General features: G+C 69.4%; 19 protein-coding genes. 14 read left to right on the top strand and 5 right to left on the bottom strand.

The genetic code is table 11. The features are described from left to right. The first annotated feature begins 114 nt into the window (after positions 1-114). The 5 genes from xdhC to fghA all read left to right on the top strand — a co-directional run bounded on the left by xdhC (position 115) and on the right by fghA (position 5298). Positions 115-948 carry a xanthine dehydrogenase accessory protein XdhC gene (gene xdhC / locus ACS5NL_RS09170; RefSeq protein ID WP_439353422.1) on the top strand — a complete coding sequence of 278 codons (834 nt, stop codon included), beginning with the start codon at positions 115-117 and terminating at the stop codon, positions 946-948. A 177-nt stretch (positions 949-1125) separates the two neighbouring features. Further along, positions 1126-2322 (top strand): urate hydroxylase PuuD, encoded by a 1197-nt coding sequence (locus ACS5NL_RS09165; RefSeq protein ID WP_439353421.1) that lies wholly within the window; start codon positions 1126-1128, stop codon positions 2320-2322. Between the two features lie 61 nt (positions 2323-2383). Continuing rightward, complete coding sequence (locus ACS5NL_RS09160) at positions 2384-3490, top strand: S-(hydroxymethyl)glutathione dehydrogenase/class III alcohol dehydrogenase (protein WP_439353420.1); 1107 nt, start codon at positions 2384-2386, stop codon at positions 3488-3490. A 7-nt stretch (positions 3491-3497) separates the two neighbouring features. Further along, positions 3498-4406 carry an alpha/beta fold hydrolase gene (locus ACS5NL_RS09155; RefSeq protein WP_439353419.1) on the top strand — a complete coding sequence of 303 codons (909 nt, stop codon included), beginning with the start codon at positions 3498-3500 and terminating at the stop codon, positions 4404-4406. Between the two features lie 28 nt (positions 4407-4434). Beyond that, positions 4435-5298, top strand: a complete 864-nt coding sequence (fghA, locus tag ACS5NL_RS09150) for an S-formylglutathione hydrolase (protein ID WP_439353418.1) — start codon at positions 4435-4437, stop codon at positions 5296-5298. Between the two features lie 29 nt (positions 5299-5327). Here fghA and ACS5NL_RS09145 read toward each other — a convergent pair whose 3' ends face one another. The 5 genes from ACS5NL_RS09145 to ACS5NL_RS09125 all read right to left on the bottom strand — a co-directional run bounded on the left by ACS5NL_RS09145 (position 5328) and on the right by ACS5NL_RS09125 (position 10510). Then, the gene (locus tag ACS5NL_RS09145) at positions 5328-6113 is read right to left on the bottom strand and encodes an anti-sigma factor family protein (RefSeq protein ID WP_439353417.1); all 786 of its coding nucleotides are present in this window, start codon (positions 6111-6113) and stop codon (positions 5328-5330) included. 11 nt (positions 6114-6124) lie between these two features. After that, on the bottom strand, positions 6125-6625 hold the full coding sequence (locus ACS5NL_RS09140; RefSeq protein ID WP_439353416.1) for a sigma-70 family RNA polymerase sigma factor: 501 nt from the start codon (positions 6623-6625) through the stop codon (positions 6125-6127). A gap of 28 nt (positions 6626-6653) precedes the next feature. After that, complete coding sequence (locus tag ACS5NL_RS09135; RefSeq protein ID WP_439353415.1) at positions 6654-7046, bottom strand: COG4315 family predicted lipoprotein; 393 nt, start codon at positions 7044-7046, stop codon at positions 6654-6656. Between the two features lie 91 nt (positions 7047-7137). Next, positions 7138-8829, bottom strand: coding sequence for an AMP-binding protein (locus tag ACS5NL_RS09130; RefSeq protein ID WP_439353414.1), 1692 nt, complete (start codon positions 8827-8829; stop codon positions 7138-7140). 157 nt (positions 8830-8986) lie between these two features. Further along, positions 8987-10510, bottom strand: coding sequence for an APC family permease (locus tag ACS5NL_RS09125; protein ID WP_439353413.1), 1524 nt, complete (start codon positions 10508-10510; stop codon positions 8987-8989). A 140-nt stretch (positions 10511-10650) separates the two neighbouring features. On the opposite strand from ACS5NL_RS09125, the gene ACS5NL_RS09120 reads away from it, so the two are divergent. From ACS5NL_RS09120 to ACS5NL_RS09080, 9 genes are all read left to right on the top strand, one after another. Next, positions 10651-11646 (top strand): helix-turn-helix domain-containing protein, encoded by a 996-nt coding sequence (locus tag ACS5NL_RS09120; RefSeq protein ID WP_439353412.1) that lies wholly within the window; start codon positions 10651-10653, stop codon positions 11644-11646. Positions 11647-11997: 351 nt separating this feature from the next. Next, positions 11998-13458, top strand: a complete 1461-nt coding sequence (locus ACS5NL_RS09115) for an NAD-dependent succinate-semialdehyde dehydrogenase (protein WP_439353411.1) — start codon at positions 11998-12000, stop codon at positions 13456-13458. Positions 13459-13472: 14 nt separating this feature from the next. Beyond that, on the top strand, positions 13473-14837 hold the full coding sequence (locus ACS5NL_RS09110) for an aminotransferase class III-fold pyridoxal phosphate-dependent enzyme (protein WP_439353410.1): 1365 nt from the start codon (positions 13473-13475) through the stop codon (positions 14835-14837). Continuing rightward, complete coding sequence (locus tag ACS5NL_RS09105) at positions 14834-16120, top strand: Tm-1-like ATP-binding domain-containing protein (RefSeq protein WP_439353409.1); 1287 nt, start codon at positions 14834-14836, stop codon at positions 16118-16120. Before ACS5NL_RS09110 ends, ACS5NL_RS09105 begins: the two co-directional genes overlap by 4 nt. Further along, entirely contained in the window at positions 16117-16776 is a 660-nt protein-coding gene (locus ACS5NL_RS09100) for an HAD-IA family hydrolase (protein WP_439353408.1), read from the top strand. Before ACS5NL_RS09105 ends, ACS5NL_RS09100 begins: the two co-directional genes overlap by 4 nt. A gap of 34 nt (positions 16777-16810) precedes the next feature. Further along, positions 16811-17740 (top strand): 4,5-DOPA-extradiol-dioxygenase, encoded by a 930-nt coding sequence (gene ygiD, locus ACS5NL_RS09095; RefSeq protein ID WP_439353407.1) that lies wholly within the window; start codon positions 16811-16813, stop codon positions 17738-17740. A 38-nt stretch (positions 17741-17778) separates the two neighbouring features. Next, entirely contained in the window at positions 17779-18474 is a 696-nt protein-coding gene (locus tag ACS5NL_RS09090; RefSeq protein ID WP_439353406.1) for an alpha/beta hydrolase, read from the top strand. A gap of 91 nt (positions 18475-18565) precedes the next feature. Further along, the gene (locus tag ACS5NL_RS09085; RefSeq protein ID WP_439353405.1) at positions 18566-19318 is read left to right on the top strand and encodes an SDR family NAD(P)-dependent oxidoreductase; all 753 of its coding nucleotides are present in this window, start codon (positions 18566-18568) and stop codon (positions 19316-19318) included. A gap of 103 nt (positions 19319-19421) precedes the next feature. Then, the gene (locus ACS5NL_RS09080; RefSeq protein ID WP_439353404.1) at positions 19422-21371 is read left to right on the top strand and encodes a methyl-accepting chemotaxis protein; all 1950 of its coding nucleotides are present in this window, start codon (positions 19422-19424) and stop codon (positions 21369-21371) included. Positions 21372-21414: the final 43 nt, after the last annotated feature.

Raw genomic sequence — 21414 nt, 5'->3', positions numbered from 1 at the left:
CTCATGTGGTGCGAGCAATAAAGTGTATGGGGCTTTGGCGGGATGCCCAAGCCGCAGCCCCGGCGATACTGCCGGACGGCCGCCGTTCTGACGCTTTATTACGCTTTCTTTGGCATGCAAGCCACACCCGACCCCGACCTGGAAATCTTCCTGCGCCGCCTGCAGCGTGAGCCCGCGGTGCTGGTGTCGGTGCGCCGCACCCGCGGCTCGGTGCCGCGCGAGACGGGTACCTGGATGGCGGTCTGGGCCGAAGGGCAGGTCGGCACCATCGGTGGTGGCCACCTGGAATGGGACGCCGTGCGGCGCGCGCGGGAGGCGCTGGCGCAGGGCGCCGGTGCCGCGCAGGAATACCGCGTGGCGCTCGGGCCCAGCCTCGGGCAGTGCTGCGGCGGGGAGGTGGTGCTGGGGCTGGAGCCGGTGGGAGCGGCGCTGGCCGGCGAGCTGCGCGCGCGACTGGCCCGGCCGCTGACCCCCGTGGCGCTGTTCGGCGGTGGTCATGTCGGGCAGGCCATCGTGCGGGCGCTGGACCCGCTCCCGTTTTCGGTGCACTGGATCGACAGCCGCGACGGCGTGTTCCCCGACGGGTTGCCGGAGCGCGTGCGGGCTGAGCACTCGGACCCGGTGCAGGACGCGGTGCGCGATCTGCCCGCCGGTTCGCTGGTACTGGTCATGAGCTTTTCGCACGCGGAGGATCTGGACGTGGTGGCCGCCTGCCTGCAGCGGCAACGCCTGACCGCCGATCTGCCTTTCGTGGGGCTGATCGGCAGCCAGACCAAATGGGCGACCTTCCGCCGGCGGCTGGCCGGGCGCGGTTTCCACGCCGATGAGCTGGCCCGCATCACCTGTCCCATTGGTCTGCCGGGCATCACCGGCAAGGAGCCGGCCGTGATCGCCGCCTCGGTCGTGGCGCAGTTGTTGCTTGTGGTGCAGGGCGGCACTGCGGGTTAGCCCTGCCCGGTCTGTCGGCAAAAACTGTATACACTTTGCCGGTCCGGTCGCAGCGGAGCGGGTGGCGAAACCTCGGTTTCTGCCGCTCATTTACGCGGCCCTCAGTCGGCTCAGAGCGCCCGCGGTGGTGAGTCGAAAATCCTGAAGACGGAATGTCCGTCCACGTGTTGAGGTGCCATGGAAACCTACCTGCTCGACTGGGCCAATCTGTTGCTGCGCTGGCTGCACGTGATCGTGGGCATCGCCTGGATCGGCTCTTCCTTCTACTTCGTCTTTCTCGACAGCAGCCTCACGCCGCCCGAAGACGAGCAACTGAAGAAGGACGGCGTCAGCGGCGAGCTCTGGGCGCTGCACGGCGGCGGCTTCTATCACCCGGTCAAGTTTGCGGGGGCGCCGCCGAAGCTGCCCGAGCACCTGCACTGGTTCTACTGGGAAAGCTACTCGACCTGGCTGTCGGGCTTTGCGCTGTTCCTGGTGTCCTACCTCTGGAGCCCCAGCGTCTATCTGATCGATCCGCGCGTGATGCCGTGGTCGCCGGCCGGCGCGATCGCCGCCGCGCTGGCGTTCCTGGTGGTGTTCTGGCTGCTGTACGACGCGATCTGCCGCACGCTGGGCCAAAGCAGGAACGGCGACGCCAAGGTGGGCGCGCTGGTGCTGGTGCTGGTCTGCGTCGCGGCCTATGCGGCCACGCACATGTTCGCCGGCCGCGCGGCCTTTCTGCTGATGGGGGCGATGCTTGCAACGTCCATGAGCGCCAACGTGTTCTTCTGGATCATTCCCGGCCAGCGCACCATGGTGGCCGACATGCAGGCGGGCCGTCCGGTCGACCCGATCCACGGCAAGCGCGGCAAGCAGCGCAGCGTGCACAACACCTACTTCACGCTGCCGGTGCTGTTCGCGATGCTGAGCAACCACTACAGCTTCACCTTTGCCCACCCGCAGAACTGGCTGGTGCTGATCGGCATGATGTTCGCCGGCGCCGCGATCCGGCAGTTCTTCGTCATGCGCCACGGCCACAAGCTGGGCCGCAATCCGCACCCCTGGAAGTACGCCGTCGTCGGTGTGGCCGTGCTGCTGGCACTGATCGTCTGGCTCAAGCCGGCCAACCTGGCGACATCGGCCGCACCCCGGGATGTCGGCTTCGCGCAGGTGCAACCGGTGTTCGCGCAGCGCTGCGTGATGTGCCACGGCGAGGGCCTGCAGTCCAAGGGCGTGCGGCTGGACTCGGCCGCCGAGGTTCGCAAGAACGCGCAGATGGTCTACCAGCAGGCGGTGGTGCAGAAGACCATGCCGATGAACAACGCCACCGGCATCACCGACGAGGAGCGGGCGCTGATCGCGCAATGGTTCAACGCCGGGGCCAAAACCGACTGAACCAGCATCTGTCACCACGCTGCGCTACGCTCGGGGTTTTCCAACGCTCGGGAGACCCTGAATGAAAACGCGCGCCGCCGTGGCCTGGAAGGCCGGCGAACCCCTGACCATCGAAACCGTGGACCTGCAGGGTCCGAAATTCGGCGAGGTGCTGGTCGAGATCAAGGCCACCGGCATCTGCCACACCGACTACTACACGCTCTCGGGCGCCGACCCCGAAGGCCTGTTCCCCGCCATCCTGGGCCACGAGGGCGCGGGCATCGTGGTGGACGTCGGCCCCGGCGTGACCACGCTCAAGAAGGGTGACCACGTCATCCCGCTCTACACGCCCGAATGCCGCCAGTGCAAGTTCTGCCTGAGCCGCAAGACCAACCTCTGCCAGCTGATCCGCGGCACGCAGGGCAAGGGCCTGATGCCCGACGCCACCAGCCGCTTCTCGATCGACGGCCAGCCCATCCTGCATTACATGGGCACGTCCACCTTCGCCAACCACACCGTGGTGCCCGAGATCGCGCTGGCCAAGATCCGCGAAGACGCGCCGTTCGACAAGGTCTGCTACATCGGTTGCGGCGTCACCACCGGCATCGGCGCCGTTCTGTTCACCGCCAAGGTGGAAGCGGGCGCCAACGTGGTGGTGTTCGGCCTGGGCGGCATCGGCCTGAACGTGATCCAGGGCGCGAAGATGGTGGGTGCCGACAAGATCATCGGCGTCGACCTCAACCCCGAGCGCGAGGCCATGGCCCGGAAGTTCGGCATGACGCACTTCATCAACCCCAAGGACCACGAGAACGTGGTCGACGCCATCGTGCAGTTGACCGACGGCGGCGCCGACTACAGCTTCGAGTGCATCGGCAACACCAAGGTGATGCGCCAGGCGCTGGAGTGCACGCACAAGGGCTGGGGCCGCAGCATCATCATCGGCGTGGCCGAAGCCGGTGCCGAGATCTCGACCCGTCCGTTCCAGTTGGTCACCGGCCGCAAGTGGGAAGGCTCGGCCTTCGGCGGCGCGCGCGGCCGCACCGACGTGCCCAAGATCGTCGACTGGTACATGGAGGGCAAGATCGACATCGACAGCCTGATCACCCACAAACTCAAGCTCGAAGACATCAACGAAGGCTTCGCGCTGATGAAGCGCGGCGAGTCGATCCGGTCGGTGGTCGAGTTCTGACGCTGCCATGGGGCTGCCGCTGCTGACCGCCGACACCCGCGTGCGCGCTGGCGTGCTGGACGTGGCCTGCCACATGGCCGGTCCGGTCGACGGCCCTCCGGTGCTGCTGATGCACGGCTTCCCCTACGACATCCATTCGTATGTCGATGTGGCGCCGATGCTGGCCGCCGCAGGTTGCCGCGTGGTTGTGCCCTACCTGCGCGGCTATGGCGGCACGCGCTTCCTCGATGCGGCGACGCCGCGCTCGGGCGAGCAGGCGGTGTTGGGCGACGACCTGCGGGCGCTGCTCGATGCGCTGTCCATCGGGCGCGCCGTGCTCGCCGGCTACGACTGGGGCGGCCGCGCCGCCTGCGTGGTGGCGGCGCTGTGGCCCGAGCGCTGTGCCGGCCTGGTCTCGGTCAACAGCTACAACCTGCAGAACATCGCGCGCGCCATGGCGCCGGACACGCCCGTGAACGAACAGCGGCTCTGGTACCAGTACCTGTTCCACAGCGAGCGTGGCCGCGCCGCCCTGACGCAGGACCGGCGCGCGCTGTGCCGGCGGCTGTGGGAGCGCTGGTCGCCGACCTGGGCCTTCGACGACGCCTGCTTCGAGCGCAGCGCCGCCGCCTTCGACCACCCCGACTTCGTGGACGTGGTGATCCATTCCTACCGCCACCGCTTCGGCCTCGTGCCGGGCGATCCGGCGGTGGCCGAGGTCGAGCGGCGCATTGCCGCGCAACCGGTGATCACCGTGCCGACCATCACCTTCGACGGCCTGACCGACGGCGTGCGCCCCTGGGAGCACGCCGAGGCCCAGGCCCACCGTTTCAGCGGACCGCGCGCGCACCGGCTGGTGCCGGGCGTGGGCCACAACCTGCCACAGGAGGCGCCCCGGCTGTTTGCCGACGCGATCCTGGAACTGGTCCGCCGCTGACCCGCTTTGATCCTTCCCACCAGAGACCATGGCCCTCGAACGACTTGAACTCCTGAGCGAACACGGCAGCTTCGGCGGCGTGCAGCGCTTCTACAAACACTTCTCGGTCAACGAGATCGGCCTGCCGATGCGCTTTGCGCTGTTCCTGCCGCCGCAGGCGCTGGCGGGACAGAAGGTGCCGCTGCTGACCTTTCTGGCGGGGCTGACCTGCACCGAAGAGACCGCGACCATGAAGGCCGGTGCGCAGCGCCTGGCCGCGCAGCTGGGCCTGGCCCTGCTGATGCCCGACACCAGCCCGCGCAACACCGGCATCGACAGCGAAGACCACCACTGGGACTTCGGCGTCGGCGCCGGCTTCTACCTCGACGCGACCGAACACCCCTGGGCCGGTCACTGGCAGATGGAGAGCTACCTGCTCAAGGACCTGATTCCCGGTGTCGTCGCTGAGTTCAAGCTCGACGGCGAGCGGCTGGGCATCACTGGCCACTCCATGGGCGGCCACGGTGCGCTCACGCTCGCGCTGCGCCACCCCGGCGTGTTCCGCAGCGTCTCGGCCTTTGCGCCGATCTGCGCGCCGACGAAGTGCCCCTGGGGCCACAAGGCCTTCATGGGCTACCTCGGGCAGGACGAAGCGACCTGGGCCGCGCACGACGCCAGCCTGCTGATGGCGGCGCAGAACAGTGCCCCATACCCCGGCGGCATCCTGATCGACCAGGGCCTGGCCGACAAATTCCTGGCCGAGCAACTGCATCCCGAAGCGTTTGAAGAGGCCTGCGCAAAAGCTGGTCAGCCACTCACGCTGCGCCGCCACGCGGGCTACGACCACGGTTATTACTTCATCGCCAGCGTGATCGACGACCACCTGCGCCACCACGCACAGGCGCTGGCCTGAGTCACGGCTGACCGATCAGGGGCGGCCGGTCAGGGCCGCAACTGCCGGTAGGCCACGTCGGCCAGCGCGGCCAGCGTGTCGCGCGGCAGGTTGCCGCTGAGCGCGTAGCCCATGCGGTCTTCGACCCAGTAGAAGGTGTCGGTCTCGCCGGTGCGCGTGAAGCGGAACGCAGCCGGGTCGCGCCCGGCGGCCTCGGCCAGCGTCGAGATGTGCAGGGTCACGCGCTCGCCGGTCGCGCTCTCGTACATGAACATGGCGCGGGCTTCGCCCTGCTGGCCCGGCAGCAGGCGGCCACCGATGAGCGAAAAACCCTTGTCCTGCAACTGGGGCGCCTGCAGCGGCACGCCCAGCCGGCGCGAGAGCCATTGCACCAGGTGCGCCTGTTCGGCCACGCCGACCTCGACCGGGTGGCGCTTCTCGGGCAGGTAGACCACGTGTGCGGTGCGCGCTTCCTGCACGAAGCCGGGCACCGCCTGCGCCACGGGCCCGCTGTTCGTCTGCGCCGGGTGCCACCACCAGCCGCCGGCAAAACCCAGCGCCAGCAGCACGCTGGCGGCGAGCGCCTGCGGCAGGACGCTGCGGCGGGGCGGCCGGGTGGCGCGCGCCAGCGCGATCGGCACCGGTTCGTCGAGCACGCTGCGCTGCAGCGCCTGCAGCCCCAGCCGCTGCGACTGCCAGTCCTGCACGCGCCGGGCGTCGTCCGGATGCAGCAGCAGCCACGCGGCCACGGCCTCGGCGCGTCCGGGCGGCAGCTGGCCGTCGACCCAGGCGTGCAGCTCGGCGTCGTTCACGGGGGCTTGGGAAACGGTCTTCATGGCGCAGGGGTTCAGGAAACGGCTTTCAGGTGCGGGGCCGGCACCGGTGCGGTCTCGCCGCTGGTGAACCGGCGCAGCTGTTCGCGGCCACGCGACAGCCGCGACATCACGGTGCCCACCGGCACGCCCATGACCTGCGCGGTCTCGGCGTAGGACATCTCTTCGACGCAGACCAGCAGCACGGTTTCGCGCAGCACCGGATGGAGCAGCGACAGCGCCTGCTCCAGGTCCAGGCGCTCGGGCGTGTGCCGGAACGGGTCGTGGCTGGGCTCATGGTGCTCTTCGAGCTCGACCGCCGAGCGTTCATGCACCTGGTCGCGCACCTGGTTGAGGTGCAGGTTGTGCATCATCGACAGCAGCCAGGCGCGCAGCCCGGTGCCGTCGGCGCGCGGTTTCCACAGCGCCCACTTGTGGCAGGCCCGCTCCAGCGTGTCCTGCACCAGATCGTCGGCGCGCGTCGAATCCCCCGTCAGCAGGCGCGCGTAGCGCCGCAGACGGGGAATGTGGGGCAAGGTGTCTTCCGGTCCCAAGGCCGGTGCGTCAGGGGGTGGCGATGTGCCACACGCCGTTGAAGCCGTCGCCGGTCTTGTCGCCCGGCTTGCTGTCCTTGACCCAGTAGTACAGCGGCTTGCCTTTGTAGGCCACCTGCTTGCCGCCGTCGTCGCGCGTCACCACGCTGTAGTCGCCGGAGGCGTCTGCGCCGGTGGCCATCAGCGGCGGCCAGTTGGTGGCGCAGGGGCCGTTGCAGACGCTCTTGCCGCTGCCGGCGGCGTCCTTGTCGAAGGTGTAGAGCGTCATGCCGTTGGGGCCGGTCAGCATGCCGTTGCTGGCCATCACGCCGGACGGGGCGTCCGCGGCGTGGGCCATGCCTCCGATGAGGGCGGCGCTGAGTGCGAGCAGGGCGGTGGTGCGCCGGAAGGTGGTGCGTGTCATGGGGGCTCCTGGAAAAGGTGTCGAAAATCGGGACTGACCCACGGTAAACACGCCATCGTCCTGTTTTATTCCCTCCTCCGGCAGAAATATTTCAGCCGCGCTCCCAGATCACCGGCTTGCCGGACGCCTCCCAGAGTTCGTAGTGCCGGGCGTAGAGCTCCTCGATGCGGTTGCGCTTGACCTTGAAGGTGGGCGTGATCACGTCGTTGTCCACCGTCCAGGCGGTGGTGGTCAGCACCAGGCACTGCAGCCGCTCGTGCGGGTCCAGCGTGGCGTTGATCGCCTTGAGGTGGGCGGCCAGCGAGGCTTCCAGGGCGGTGCGGCCCTCGCTGCCAGCGGCCTGCGCCACCGCGTCGGCGTTCAGCATGGCGATGCCCAGCGGCTGGCCGAGGTTGGCGCCAGTGACCACGCAGGCCTCGATCGCCGGGTGCATGACCAGCTTGTCCTCGATCGGTGCCGGCGCCACGTACTTGCCCTTGCCGGTCTTGAACAGGTCCTTGACCCGGCCGGTGATGCGCAGCAGGCCCTTGGCGTCGATGCTGCCCTTGTCGCCGGTCCTGAGCCAGCCGTCGGCGGTGAACACCTCGGCGGTCTTCTCGGGCTCCTTGTAGTAACCCATCATCAGCGCCTGGCTGCGCATCTGGATCTCGCCGGTCTCCGGCTCGATGCGGTGCTCGACGCCGGGGTAGGTGGGGCCGACGGTGCCCTGCTGCGGCTGGCCGTTTTGCGTGATGTGCGAGAGCGCGAGGTTCTCGGTCATGCCGTAGCCCTCGTTGATGAGCAGGCCCAGCTTCGCGTACCACTGCAGCAGCGCCATCGGCATCGGCGCCGCGCCGCCGGCGGCCAGTGTGCAGTGGTCCAGGCCCAGCGCCTTCTTGACCTTCTTGCGCACCAGGCCGCCGATCAGCGGAATGCCCAGCAGCCGGTCGAGCTTGGCCGGTGGCATCTTGTGGTGCACACCCTGCTGGAACTTGACCCACAGGCGCGGCACCGAGAAGAACACGGTGGGGCGGGCGCGCTGCAGGTCGGCGGCGAAGGTGTCGAGCGACTCGGCGAACCACACCCGCATGGCCGTGCGCAGCCAGCCATGTTCGACCAGCATGCGCTCGACCACGTGGGCCAGCGGCAGGTAGGACAGCATGCGGTCCTCGCCGGTCAGCGGGATGCGCGAAAGGCCCTTGTCCAGCGCCCAGGCGAAGTTGCCGAAGGAATGCATCACGCCCTTGGGCATGCCGGTGGTGCCCGAGGTGTAGATCAGGGTGGCCAGCTCGTCTTCGCCGCGCACGGGCTCGCCGGCCATCGGTGCGGTGCGGGCGACGATGGCGTCCCAGCCGTCGTGGTCGGCCTTCACGTCGTCGGGCGAGAGTGCGTAGCTAATGCAGGGCAGGCCGGCCGGCACGCCGGGTTTCATGCCCTTCCAGCCGTCGAGCTTGCCGATGAACAGGGCCTTCGATTCGCTGTGGGTCAGGATCTGGGCGATGGTCTCGGGTGCCAGCGTCGGGTACAGCGGCACCGAGACATACCCGGCCATCCAGATCGCCAGGTCGCTCATCATCCACCAGGCGCAGTTCTTGGACAGGATGGCGATCTTGCTGCCCGGCGCCCAGCCCTGGGCCTGCAGGTGGGCGGCCATGCGCCGGGTCTCGCCGGCCACCTCGGCCCAGGTGTAGTCCTTGACCACGCCGCCGCCCATGGGCTGCGAGAGGGCGATGCGCGACGGAGAGGTCTTCTCCCAGTGGTACAGGCGTTGCAGGGCGAGGAATTCGGGGGCGATTTTGCTCAAGTCTTGTCTCCAGATCGGTGCCGCGCAATCTACCGGCCGGGGCCGCAGAGGGGCAGCGGGCTTTCCCGCGCTTTTTCTAGAGCTTGCGCTCCACTCCAGCGCAAAGCCCTGATCTGGATCAAGGGCAAAGTGCGGGGCCCCCGAGGCCCCGCCGGCCTCAGGAAATCACGTCGCGGATCAGTTCGGCGCTGTCCTTGTGGCGGACCTGGGCAAACAGGTGGCCGAGCACCAGCGTGCCGAAGGGCAGCAGCGCCATGAACCAGCCCAGGCCGCTCATGCCCCAGGCGGTGGTGGTCGGGTCCACGCCCTCGGCCACGGCACCGGTCAGCAGGCCAAAGCGCGAGAGCAGCAGGTACAGGCCGACCGCCAGGCCGACGATGGCCAGCAGCGGCGCGATCAGCGACTGGAACATATTGGCTTCGCCGGGGACGACGCGGAACCAGGCGATCACCGAGCAGCAGACCAGGATCTCGATCAGCAGGATCGCGACCACGGCCAGGCCCGAGAACCAGAAGAACATGTTGAGCACCGGGTCCAGGCCGGCGATGGCGAACAGCACGATCACGCCGGCGGTGATGACCGAGGTGGTGATCGAGCCGGCCGAGGGCGCGCCGCGATCGTTGACCTGGCTGAGGGCCGCCGGCAATGTGCCACCACGTCCCAGCGCGAACAGGTAGCGCGCGGCCGAGTTCTGGAACGCCAGCAGGCCGGCGAACAGACTGGAGAGCAGCAGGCTCTTCATCAGCGCCGAGAGCCAGTCGCCCACGTATTGCGAGGCCAGGGTGAACAGCACGTTGGCCGGGTTGGTCAGCGGCGTGCCGTTGACCGACGACAGCTCGACCACCTTGTCCACGGCCTTGCCGGCGCCCAGGCCGGTGACGATGGCGAACGCGGTGAAGGCGAACAGCAAGGTGATCAGCAACACCGCGCAGTAGGTCGCCACCGGCACGGTGCGCTTGGGGTCGACCGATTCTTCGCCATAGATGGCCGTGGCTTCGAAGCCGACGAACGAGGCAAACGCGAACGCCAGCGCGATGCCGGCCGAGCCCGCCAGACCACCGGCCAGGATGTTCGACGGGCTGAACGAGGCCAGGAAGTTGGTGCCCTCGGGGCCGCCGTGCACGAAGATCGCGACCGAGGTCGTCACCAGCGACAGCAGCTCCAGGCTCAGCAGCACGCCCAGCACGCCGGCGCCCACGTCCACGCTGCGCAGCGACAGCCAGGTCACGGCGGCCCAGGCCACGAAGGCCCAGGCCCACCAGGGCATCACACCGACCTGTTCGGCCATCAGACCACCGAAGAAGCCGAACAGCGAGAGGTGGATCGCGAGGTAGGCCAGCAGCGAGGTGAACGCCGAGGCCACGCCCATGTGCAGGCCCAGGCCGCGGCCGATGTAGGCGAAGAAGGCGCCGGAGTTGGTGACCTGGTGGCTCATGGCGGCGTAGCCGACGCTGAACAGCAGCAGCGTCAGGCCGGCCAGCAGGTAGGCGCCCGGCGCGGCCGCGCCGTTGCCCAGCACGATGGCCGCGGGCAGTGCACCGGTCATGCCGGCCAGCGGTGCGGCGGCTGCGATGACGAAGAAGACGATGCCGATCACGCCCAGGCGCCCGGCGCGCAGGGAGTGGGAGCCATCGTCGGCAGCGGGGGCCGGTGAAGCCGGCAAAGCGCGTGCAGTGGTCATGGGAAGGGTCCGGTGGTGAAAGGGTAGGCGGATGCTAGGGACGGCGCGCCACACCCGTTATCAAGCTTGCGCACGATGTTCTGCGGGTTTCCCCTATCCGGTCCGTGCGCTGCTACGCTGCATCCACAATCCGCCCCTCCATGGACAGCAACGCCCCCGACCTGAATGAAGACGCCGAAGCGCCCGGCTGGGCGCGCTCGGTGCTGACCTTCGACATCGACGCCCACGCGGCCGCGCAGGGCGAGTGGGCGCTGCAGTACGAGCAGCTCTCCAGCGGCAGTTTCCGCGGCGAGCTGACCATGGTGCAGCTCGATGGTCTGCGCCTGTTCGGCGAGAAGACCAACCTGTCGCTGCGCCAGCGCGGGCGCCTGGGCGACGAGATTTACGGCTTCGCCATGTCGGCCGAGGCGGCCGGCGAGGTGTATTTCGACGGCCGCAAGGTGCACCCCGACGCGATCCTCTGCGGCCGCGGCCACCAGATCGATTTCGTCACGCCGCCGAACCACTGTCTGATCGCCGTCGCGGTGGACCGCAGCCTGCTCAACCCGCTGTGGGAGCGCATGTACCAGAAGCCGCTGGCGGCCTGGCTGGAGCACCAGATGGAGCTGCTGCCGACGCCGGCCAGTGCCGAGGCGCTGCGCAGCAAGCACCTGCAGGTGCTCAAGGAGGCGCTGGCGCTGGCCCAGCATTTCCCCGACGCCTCGGGCCTGCGACAGCTGCGCGACGACATCCTGATCGAGTGGATCGAGGCGTTGCCGCCGACGGTGGACACGTCCGATCTGGATTCGCTGGCGCGGCGCAAGCGCATGGTCGACAAGGCCTGCGAGCTGATGCTGGCCAACCCGGACGAGCCGCCGTCGATCCTGGAGATCTGCAGCCGGGTGGGCGCGAGCCGGCGCAAGCTGAACTATTGTTTCCAGGATGTGCTGGGGACGTCGCCGACGCAGTATCTGCGGGCCTTGCGGCTGAACGGGGTGCGGCGTGGGTTGCGCGAGGCGGGCGCCGGGGCGACGGTGCAGGATGTGGCGGCGCGCTGGGGGTTCTGGCACCTGGGGCAGTTTTCGCTGGACTACAAGAAGCACTTTTTCGAGTTGCCTTCGGAGACCTTGGCTCGGGCTCGTCGCTCCAGGAGTTGATGCTTTTCGTCGGTGGCACCTTGCGGCTGCGGCAGGCGCTCCGTGGCCGGGGCACATCCGGGGTGGTCGGCGCGTTGCGCCGACTGCGCTGTGTCCGCCCGACCGGGGCCGGCGCGGCCCAACTCGCTGCGTTCGCTGACGCTCTCTCCGCTCAGACAGGGGCCGCGAGTCAGTCAACAAAGCGCGCACCTGCGCGCCCGGCCCCGGTCGGACGGACACAGCCACCCCGGAAAATCGCCCCGGCCACGGAGCGCCTGCCGCAGCAAGGGCGGGGGTGTTCGGGTAAACCCGTAAGCGCAGTTTGCGCATTTCCGATCACGCAAGAAGAGAGGTGGCCGGCACAGTGACGGCATGACTGTTTCCTACCCAACGCTTTCTCTGCACGTGGCCGGCCAATGGCTCCCGCAAGCCTCGGGCGGCACACGCCCCGTCATCAACCCCGCGACCGAAGAAACGCTTGCTGTGCTGCCGCTGGCCGGCCCGGTCGAACTCGCGGCCGCCGCTGAGTCCGCGCAACGCGGCTTTGAACAGTGGCGCCGCGTGCGCCCGCACGACCGCTATGTGATCCTGCGCCGCGCCGCCGAGCTGTTGCGCCAGCGCGCCGGCGAGATCGCTCACGTGCTCACGCTCGAACAGGGCAAGCCGCTGGCCGAAGCCAAGCGCGAGGTGCTGCTCTCGGCCGACATCATCGATTTCCAGGCCGAGGAGGGCAAACGCCTCTACGGCCGCAGCGTCGCACCGCGCGTCGACGGCATCCTCTCGCACACCGTGCAGCGCGTGCCGGTCGGCCCGGTCGCGGCGTTCACGCCCTGGAACTTCCCGGTCAACCTGCCCAGCCGCAAGCTCGGCAGCGCGCTCGCCGCGGGCTGCAGCGTGGTGCTCAAGCCGGCCGAAGAAACGCCGGGCAGCGCCATGCTGCTGGTGCGCTGCTTCCTCGACGCGGGCGTGCCGGCCGACGCGATCAACCTGGTCTGCGGCGACCCGGCGCAGGTGTCGTCCTTCCTGATCGAGCGGCCCGAGATCGCCAAGGTGTCGGTCACCGGTTCGGTGGCCGTGGGCAAGCTGCTGGGTGAGCAGGCGGCGCGCCACGTCAAGCGCTTCACCGGCGAACTCGGTGGCCACGCGCCGGTCATCGTGGCCGAGGACATGGCCACGGGCGCGGGCCTCGACTTCGTGCTCAAGCAGTCGGTCACCGCCAAGTACCGCAACGCGGGTCAGGTCTGCGCCTCGCCGATCCGCTTCTACGTGCCGCGCGCACAGCTCACCGTGTTCAGCGAGCGTTTCGCCGCCGCCGCGCAGAAGCTGCAACTCGGTTCGGGGCTGGACGCCGCCACGCAGATGGGACCACTGACGCACGCGCGCCGCATCGAGGACATGGAGCGTTTCGTCGACGACGCGGTGGGCCAGGGCGCACGCCTGCTCACCGGCGGCCACCGCGTCGCGCGGCCCGGCTTCTTCTTCGAGCCCACCGTGTTCGCCGACGCACCGGCCAGCAGCCGCGTGATGCAGCAGGAACCCTTCGGCCCCATCGCCGTGGTCCAGCCCTACGACACGCTGGACGCTGCCATCGAACAGGCCAACGCGCTGCCCTACGCGCTCGGCGCCTACGCCTTCACGCGCGACCTGCACACCGCGCACCGCCTGGGCGAAGAGATCGCCGCCGGCATGGTCGGCATCAACCACTTCGGCGTCTCGCAGCCCGAACTGCCCTTCGGCGGCCACAAGGAAAGTGGCCTCGGCCAGGAGCAGGGCGCCGAGGGTATCACGCACTACACCGAGGTGAAAACCATCACCGTCGGCCAACCTTTCTGAACAGGGAATACCTCATGAGCAGCATCGAACAACTCAAGCAGGACAACGCCGAATTCCAGTGGCACCCCATGGCGCACCCGGCGGCCATGAAGAAGGCCAAGCCCGACATCGTCGCGCGCGGCGAAGGCTGCTGGATCTGGGACGTGGACGGCCACAAGATGCTCGACGGCGTGGGCGGCCTCTGGGCCAGCAACCTCGGCCACAGCGCCAAGCCGGTGCGCGACGCCATCGTGGCCCAGCTCGACGAGCTGCCCTTCTACAACACCTTCCGCGGCACCTCGCACCCGCGCGCCATCGAACTCTCGGCCCGGCTGGTGAAGATGATGGAGCCCGATGGCGTGGCCAGCGTCATGTTCTCCAGCGGCGGATCGGACGCGGTGGAGACCGCGCTCAAGCTGGCGCGCCAGTACCACAAGCTGCGCGGCGAGAAGGACCGCTTCAAGTTCATCAGCCTGCGCCAGGGCTACCACGGCGTGCACTTCGGTGGCATGAGCGTCAACGGCAACACCAACTTCCGCCGCGCCTACGAACCGCTGCTGCCCGGCTGTTTCCACATCGACACGCCCTGGCTCTACCGCAACCCGTACACCAGCGACCCGCTGGAGCTGGGCGAGATCTGCGCCGAGCTGCTGGAGCGCGAGATCGTGTTCCAGGGGCCGGACACGGTGGCGGCCTTCATCGCCGAGCCGGTGCAGGGCGCGGGCGGCGTGATCGTGCCGCCGGCCAACTACTGGCCGCTGGTGCGCAAGATCTGCGACAAGCACGGCGTGCTGCTGATCGCCGACGAGGTGGTCACCGGCTTCGGCCGCACCGGCCATCTGTTCGGCACCCGCCTGTGGGGCGTGCAGGCCGACCTCTGGTGTCTGGCCAAGGGCATCAGCTCGGGTTACGTGCCGCTGGGCGCGACCGCGATTTCTTCGAAGGTCGCGCAGGTGTTCAACGACGACAAGACCGGCCAGGCCGCCGTGGGCCACGGCTACACCTACAGCGCCCACCCGGTGGCCGCGGCCGCCGCGCTGGCCACGCTGGACCAGATCGCCATGCTGGACGTGCCGGGCAACGCCGGGCGCGTCGGGGCGGTGATGCAGGAGCGCCTGCGCAAGCTGGAGCAGAGCTGCAGCTTCGTCGGCAACGTGCGCGGTGTCGGCCTGATGCTGGGCATCGAGATGGTGGACGACAAGGCCCTGCGCACGCCCATGCCGCGCAGCAGCGACATCCCGGCGCGCGTGGCCAAAGAGGCGTATCAGCGCGGCCTGATGGTGCGCATCTCCGGCCCCAACCTCATCCTCTCGCCACCGCTGGTGATTTCGCTGGAAGAAGTGAACCACCTGTGCGATGTGCTCGAAGCCTCGTTTGCCGCCGTGGAGGCCTCGCTGTGAGCCCCACGAAGGCTGGCCGCGCGCCGGTCATCCTGCTGATCGGCACCGTCGACACCAAGAGCGACGAGATCGCCTACCTGCGCGAGCAGGTCGCGGTGTGCGGTGGCAGCGCGCTGGTGATGGACGTGGGCGTGCTCGGCCAGGGCGGCTTCACGCCCGACATCCTCAACACCGAGGTGGCGGCGGCCGCCGGCGTGACGCTGCAGCAGGTCATGGCCACCGGCGACGAGAACACCTCGATGAAGCTGATGGCCGAAGGCGCGGCGCTGATCGCCAACCAGTGGTACCTCGAAGGCCGCTTCGACGGCCTGCTGGCCCTGGGCGGCACCATGGGCACCGACCTCGCGCTGGACGTGACCAACCGCCTGCCGCTGGGCGTGCCCAAGGTGGTGCTCTCGACCATCGCGTATTCGCCGCTGATCCCGCCCGACCGCATCCCGCCCGACCTGATCATGCGGCTGTGGGCCGGTGGCCTGTACGGCCTGAACCGCCTGTGCAAGGCGGCGCTGGGGCAGGCGGCCGGCGCGGTGGTCGGCGCCTGCCTGGCGCGCGCAGCCGAGCCGGACGCGCGCCCGGTGGTGGGCATGACCTCGCTGGGCAGCAGCGCGCTCACCTACATGAAGAAGCTCAAGCCGGCGCTGGAAGCCCGCGGCTACGAACTCGCCGTGTTCCACACCACCGGCATGGGTGGGCGGGCCTTCGAAGACCTGGCCCACCGCGGCTACTTCGCCTGCGTGATGGACTTCAGCCTGCAGGAACTGGTGAACGACCTCGCGGGCAGCTGCGTGAGCGCGGGCAGCGAGCGCCTGCTGGGCGCGGGCCGGGCGGGCGTGCCGCAGATCGTGGCGCCGGGCGCGACCGACATGGTCGACTTCGCGGCCTGGACGCGTTGCCCCGAACCCTTCATCGGCCGCTCGGTGCACGAGCACAACCGCCTGATCGCCTCGGTCTGCATCGACCCCGAGATGCGCCGCCATGTGGCGCGCGCCATCGCCGATCGGCTGGAGCAGGCCACCGGGCCGACCTGCCTGCTGCTGCCCACGGGCGGCGTCGAGCAGTGGGACCGGCCGGGCGAACCGCTGCACGACCCCGAGGGCCTGAAGGCGTTCACCGACGAGATGGTGCACGTGATCGCGCCCGGCACCGTGTTCCAGCCGGTGGATGCGCACATCAACGACGAGGCCTTCGTGCAGGCCGCGCTGCGCGTGTTCGACGGCTGGGTGGCCGCGGGGCTGGTGCCGCCTGGCGTTCTGGACGTGACCGAAGAAAGGAAAGCGGCATGAGCGGTGAACGCGGTGCAAAGGCACTGGTGCTCGACTTCGGCGGCGTCATCAGCCGCATGCTGTTCGAGACACACGCGCTGTCGGAACAGGCCCTGGGCCTGCCGCCCGGCACGCTGACCTGGAAAGGTCCGTTCGACCCGGCCACCGACCCGCTCTGGCAGGACATGCTGGCGGACAAGCTGAGCGAGCGCGACTACTGGATGGCCCGCACCCGCGAGGTCGGCCGCCTGCTCGGCGAGGACTGGGACAAGATGGAAACCTTCGTGCAGCGCGCGCGCGGCGCCGATGTCGAAGCCGTGATCCGGCCCGAGGCGGTGTCCATCATCTGCGCCACCAAGGCCGCCGGTCGCAAGCTGGCGATCCTCTCCAACGAGCTGGACCTGTTCTACGGCGCCGACTTCCGCCGCCGCCTGCCGCTGCTGCAGCTGTTCGACGTGACCGTGGACGCGACCTACACCGGCATCCTCAAACCCGACCCGCGCGCCTACGCGGCCGTGACCGAGGCGCTGGGGCTGCCGGCCGGCGAGTGCGTGTTCGTCGACGACCAGCAGCGCAACGCCGACGGCGGGGTGAAGGCCGGGATGCAGGTGGTGCACTTCGACGTGCTGCAGCCGACGGTGTCTTTTGCGAAGGCGCGGGAACTGTTGGGGCTCTGAGCGTTCACACTCGGGTCTTCCACGTCCCGATCCCATGAACGCTCCCTCCCGCTTCAACCGCCGCACCCTGGCCACGGCCTCGGCCGCCGGTGCCGCCCTGCTCACCCTGGGCGTCTGGCTGCGCCAGTCCAATGCCGCGAACGCCCGCCCGCGGCCCGCCAGCACCCTGCCGCCCATGAAGGGCCCCGCGCCGGCCCTGTTCATCGGCCACGGCAGCCCGATGAACGCGATCCAGAACAACCGCTTCACCAAGGCGCTGAACCAGTGGGGCGAGACACTGGGCCGGCCCAAGGCCATCCTGATGGTCTCGGCCCACTGGCTGACCGAGCGCGACACCCGCGTGTCGACCACGGCCGAGCCCGCACTGATCTACGACTTCGGCGGTTTCCCGGCGCCGCTCTACGAGGTCCAGTACCCCGCACCCGGCGCACCGGCGGTGGCGCAGCAGGCCGCCGGCCGGCTGGCCCCCCGCATCGTCGGCCAGGACACGGCCCGGGGCCTCGACCACGGCGCCTGGACCGTGCTCAAGCACCTGTATCCGGCCGCCGACGTACCGGTGTTCCAGCTCTCGATCGACATCACGCGCGAGGGCGCCTTCCACGTCGCCATGGGCCGCGCCCTGGCCGCGTTGCGTGGCGAGGGGGTGATGGTGGTCGGCAGCGGCAACGTGGTGCACAACCTGGGCATCCTGGACCGCGATGCGGGCGAAACCGGGCGCGCCAGCGCCGGTTGGGCGCAGGGGTTCGACGATGCGGTCAAGGCCGCGATGGACGCCGGCGACACGCCGGCGCTGGCCAAGTGGGAAGGCCTGTCGGCCGGTGCCCGCACGGCGGTGCCGTTCCCCGACCACTACTACCCCATGCTCTACGCGCTCGGCGCCGCGCAGGCCGGCGAGAAGCCGCGCCATGTGTTCGAGGGCTTCCACGAAGGCACGCTGTCGATGCGCTGCGTGCAGTGGGGCTGAGCGGCGACAGGGCCGTCCGGTGACGCTATGCTGGCCGGATGAACCCACCCAGCCACTCCATCGAACTGCTCGAATTCACCACCGGCGGTGACGCCGGCGCCCAGCCGGCCGCCAGCATCATCGTGCTGCACGGTCTCGGCGCGGACGGCAGCGATTTCGTGCCCGTGGCCGAGGCCATGGACCTGTCGGCCGTCGGGCCGGTGCGCTTCGTGTTCCCCAGCGCGCCGGTGCGGCCGGTGACGATCAATGGCGGCCACGAGATGCGCGCCTGGTACGACATCTACCCGCCGGGGCCGGACGGAGGCCGCCGCGAGGACGAGCCCGGTCTGCGCGAGTCGCAGGGCATCGTGCAGCAGCTGATCGATCGCGAAGTGCAGCGTGGTGTGCCCGCCGGGCGTGTGGTGCTGATGGGGTTTTCGCAGGGCTGTGCCATGACCCTGCTGGCCGGCCTGCGGGTGCCGCAACGGCTGGCGGGCCTGGTGGCTCTCTCGGGCTACCTGCCGCTGGCCCTGCAGACCGGTGCCGAGATCAGCGACGCCAACCACGGCGTGCCGGTCTTCATGGCGCACGGCGACCACGACGATGTGGTGGTGGTCGAGCGCGGCGAAGGCGCGCGGGATGTGGTCCAGGCCCTGGGCTATCCGGTGGACTGGCACCACTACCCGATGGCGCACGAGGTCTGCATGGAAGAGATTGCCGACCTCAACGCCTGGCTGGTGCGACAGCTTTCTTGACCGGATCGGTGGCCAGCGTCACATGAACCGCCCAGAATGAATCCATGGCGCCGCAACCCGTGGCGCCCTGAATCCTTCCGGAGGTATTTCCATGCGACTGCAAGACCAAGTCATCCTCGTCACCGGTGGCGCCAGCGGCATCGGCCTGTCCACGGTGGAGCGCTGCCTGGCCGAGGGCGCCAGGGTGGCGCTGGCCGATCTGGCCAGCTCGACCGGGGCGACCGAAGCCGCCCGGCTGGACGCGCGTTATCCCGGCCGCTGCCTGTTCGTGCCGGTCGACGTCAGCTCCACCGAACAGGTCGACGCGATGGTGGCGGCCACGGTGGCGAAGTTCGGCCGGCTCGACGGCGTGTTCAACAACGCCGGCATCGGCGGCATCCACCCCGCGGACAGCTACCCCGACGCCGACTTCCTGCGCATCATCGACATCAACCTCAACGGCGTGTTCCGCGTCGCCCGCGCTGCGCTCAAGCCGATGTACGCGCAGGGCAAGGGCAGCATCGTCAACTGCGCGTCCATCCTGGGTGTGTTCGGCCAGAGCGGCACCGCGGCCTACACCGCAGCCAAGGGCGGCGTGGTCAACCTGACCCGCACGCTCGCCCTCGAAGGGGCCAGCAAGGGCGTGCGCGTCAACAGCATCGGCCCGGGCTACATCGACACCCCGCTGCTGTCGGCGCTGGACGAGGCGACCAAGAACTTCCTGATCGGCCTGCACCCGCTGGGCCGCCTGGGCCGACCGGAAGAGGTCGCCAGCGCCACGCTGTTCCTGCTCAGCGACGAGGCCAGCTTCGTGACCGGTGCCAACCTGCTGGTCGACGGTGGTTTCACGGCCGGCAAGTCCTGAGGCAAGACCGAAATACGGCAGCGGAGCCGCGCTGATCCGGTGTTAAGTATGGGGAGCGTGCGTCGATAGTACCGAGACCCTCCGTCTCCGTACCGTCGACGCCATGAACGATCGCTCCCTTGCCGCCGGATTCCGGCCCGGCGCCTGGTCCCTGACCGCCAAGCTCAGCCTGGCTTCGGTGGCCCTGTGTGTCCTTTGTGTGGCCGCCACCAGCGCCGTGGTCGGTCTGAAATCGAGCGAACGGGCCCGTCAGGCGGCCGGCGATCAGGCCGCGCTCGCCGCCGAACACGCCGCCGCGCAGATCGGCGGCGAACTGGGCCGCAGCTTCGCGGCGGTGCTGACCTTCGGTGCCACGCTGGAGGGCATGAAGTCCTCCGGGCACCCGCCCAGCCGCGACCAGCTCGACGACACCTCCCGCCAGGTGCTGACCCAGCGCACCGAGTTCATCGGTTCCTATTCGATCTGGGAGCCCAACGCCCTGGACGGCAAGGACGCCGAATTCGTCAAGAAGACGCCGGCCTACGACGACACCGGCCGCTACATCGCCTACTGGAACCGCGGCAGCGGCCAGATCGCGGTCGAACCGCTGCTCGACTATGAAAAGGAAGGCGCCAACGACTGGTACAACATTCCCCGCAAGACGCTCAAGCCCGCGCTGATCGAACCCTACGTCTACCCGGTGGCGGGCAAGGACGTGCTGATGACGACGATGGTCACGCCGATCCTGGTCGGCGGCAAGTTTGTCGGTGCCGCCGGTTCCGATCTGCCGCTGTCGGGTTTGTCGGAGCGGCTGGGCACGCTGGAGCCGGTGCCGGGCGGCCGGGTCTCGCTGCTGTCCAACGGCGGCCAGTATCTGGCGACCCAGGACAAGGCCCGCCTGGGCAAGAAGGCCGACGACCTGCCGGCCGACGTGCTGGCCAAGGTGGCCAGGGGCGAACGCCAGGTCTGGGACGACGGCCGGGGCTGGGCGCACATCTACACGCCGGTGACCATCCAGCCGGGCACGGCGCCCTGGAGTGTGGTGGTGTCCTATCCCCTGGCGGTGGCCGCCGCCGCCGCGCAGCAGCAGCTGTACGCCGCCATCGCCGCGGCCGCCGTGGCCTGTGCGCTGGCCGCGGTGTGCATGAGTCTGCTGGTGCGTTCGCTGATGCGACCGCTGCGCGACCTCGGCCGCACGATGGAAGGGCTGGCTTCGGGCCACACCGACCTGCGGGTGGAGCTGCCGGTGCGCGGCAACGACGAACTCACCGTGATCGCCCGCGGTTTCAACGGCTTCTCGCGCAAGCTGCGCGAGGCCTTCGGCGAAGTCGGCGATGTGTCGGGTGGTGTGGCCAACGCCTCGCGCGAGATCGCCAGCGGCAATGCCGACCTGTCGGTGCGCACCGAGCAGCAGGCCTCGCACCTGCAGCAGAGTGCCAGCGCCATGCGCGACCTGTCGCAGGCCGTGGCCCACAGCGCCGAATCCTCCGACCACGCGGCGCAACTGGCGCGCGAGGCGGTCACCCAGGCCCACAACGGCCAGCACGTGATGCGCGAGACCCGCGACGCGATGGACAAGATCAACGAATCGAGCCGCCGCATCGCCGACATCACCGGCCTGATCGACTCGATCGCCTTCCAGACCAACATCCTGGCGCTCAACGCCGCGGTCGAGGCGGCCCGTGCCGGCGACCAGGGGCGCGGCTTTGCGGTGGTGGCCGGCGAGGTGCGCACGCTGGCCCAGCGCAGCGCCGCCGCGGCCAAGGACATCCGCCAGCTCACCGTCGACTCGGTCGAGCGGGTGGCCTCCGGCGCCGCCCTGATCCACCAGGCCGAGGCCTCGCTGAACCACCTGGGCGACGCCGTCCAGCAGGTCGACCAGCTGCTGTCCGAGGTCAGCCAGGTGACGCGCGAGCAGTCGGGGCGCATCCGTGCGGTGACCGACGCGATCGGCGAGATCGACCAGAACACCCAGCAGAACGCCGCCATCGTGGAGCAGGCGGCGGCGGCGGCCGATGCGCTGCAGCAGCAGTCGGCCCGGCTGGTGCAGACCGTGCGGCAGTTCGTGGGCTGAGCGCGACGTTCCGGTGCCGCGAGTGCATCCGTCTGTAACAGGC

Source organism: Hydrogenophaga sedimenti (assembly GCF_051857515.1).
Taxonomy (GTDB): domain Bacteria; phylum Pseudomonadota; class Gammaproteobacteria; order Burkholderiales; family Burkholderiaceae_C; genus Hydrogenophaga.
Note: the sequence above shows the minus strand (reverse complement) of the source record. Positions and strands in the feature narration are given on the sequence as shown.

Coding starts and splice junctions, on each gene's coding strand:
- xdhC (WP_439353422.1), top strand. CDS start 115: ATGCAAGCCACACCCGACCCCGACCTGGAAATCTTCCTGCGCCGCCTG.
- ACS5NL_RS09165 (WP_439353421.1), top strand. CDS start 1,126: ATGGAAACCTACCTGCTCGACTGGGCCAATCTGTTGCTGCGCTGGCTG.
- ACS5NL_RS09160 (WP_439353420.1), top strand. CDS start 2,384: ATGAAAACGCGCGCCGCCGTGGCCTGGAAGGCCGGCGAACCCCTGACC.
- ACS5NL_RS09155 (WP_439353419.1), top strand. CDS start 3,498: ATGGGGCTGCCGCTGCTGACCGCCGACACCCGCGTGCGCGCTGGCGTG.
- fghA (WP_439353418.1), top strand. CDS start 4,435: ATGGCCCTCGAACGACTTGAACTCCTGAGCGAACACGGCAGCTTCGGC.
- ACS5NL_RS09145 (WP_439353417.1), bottom strand. CDS start 6,113: ATGAAGACCGTTTCCCAAGCCCCCGTGAACGACGCCGAGCTGCACGCC.
- ACS5NL_RS09135 (WP_439353415.1), bottom strand. CDS start 7,046: ATGACACGCACCACCTTCCGGCGCACCACCGCCCTGCTCGCACTCAGC.
- ACS5NL_RS09125 (WP_439353413.1), bottom strand. CDS start 10,510: ATGACCACTGCACGCGCTTTGCCGGCTTCACCGGCCCCCGCTGCCGAC.
- ACS5NL_RS09120 (WP_439353412.1), top strand. CDS start 10,651: ATGGACAGCAACGCCCCCGACCTGAATGAAGACGCCGAAGCGCCCGGC.
- ACS5NL_RS09115 (WP_439353411.1), top strand. CDS start 11,998: ATGACTGTTTCCTACCCAACGCTTTCTCTGCACGTGGCCGGCCAATGG.
- ACS5NL_RS09110 (WP_439353410.1), top strand. CDS start 13,473: ATGAGCAGCATCGAACAACTCAAGCAGGACAACGCCGAATTCCAGTGG.
- ACS5NL_RS09100 (WP_439353408.1), top strand. CDS start 16,117: ATGAGCGGTGAACGCGGTGCAAAGGCACTGGTGCTCGACTTCGGCGGC.
- ygiD (WP_439353407.1), top strand. CDS start 16,811: ATGAACGCTCCCTCCCGCTTCAACCGCCGCACCCTGGCCACGGCCTCG.
- ACS5NL_RS09090 (WP_439353406.1), top strand. CDS start 17,779: ATGAACCCACCCAGCCACTCCATCGAACTGCTCGAATTCACCACCGGC.
- ACS5NL_RS09085 (WP_439353405.1), top strand. CDS start 18,566: ATGCGACTGCAAGACCAAGTCATCCTCGTCACCGGTGGCGCCAGCGGC.
- ACS5NL_RS09080 (WP_439353404.1), top strand. CDS start 19,422: ATGAACGATCGCTCCCTTGCCGCCGGATTCCGGCCCGGCGCCTGGTCC.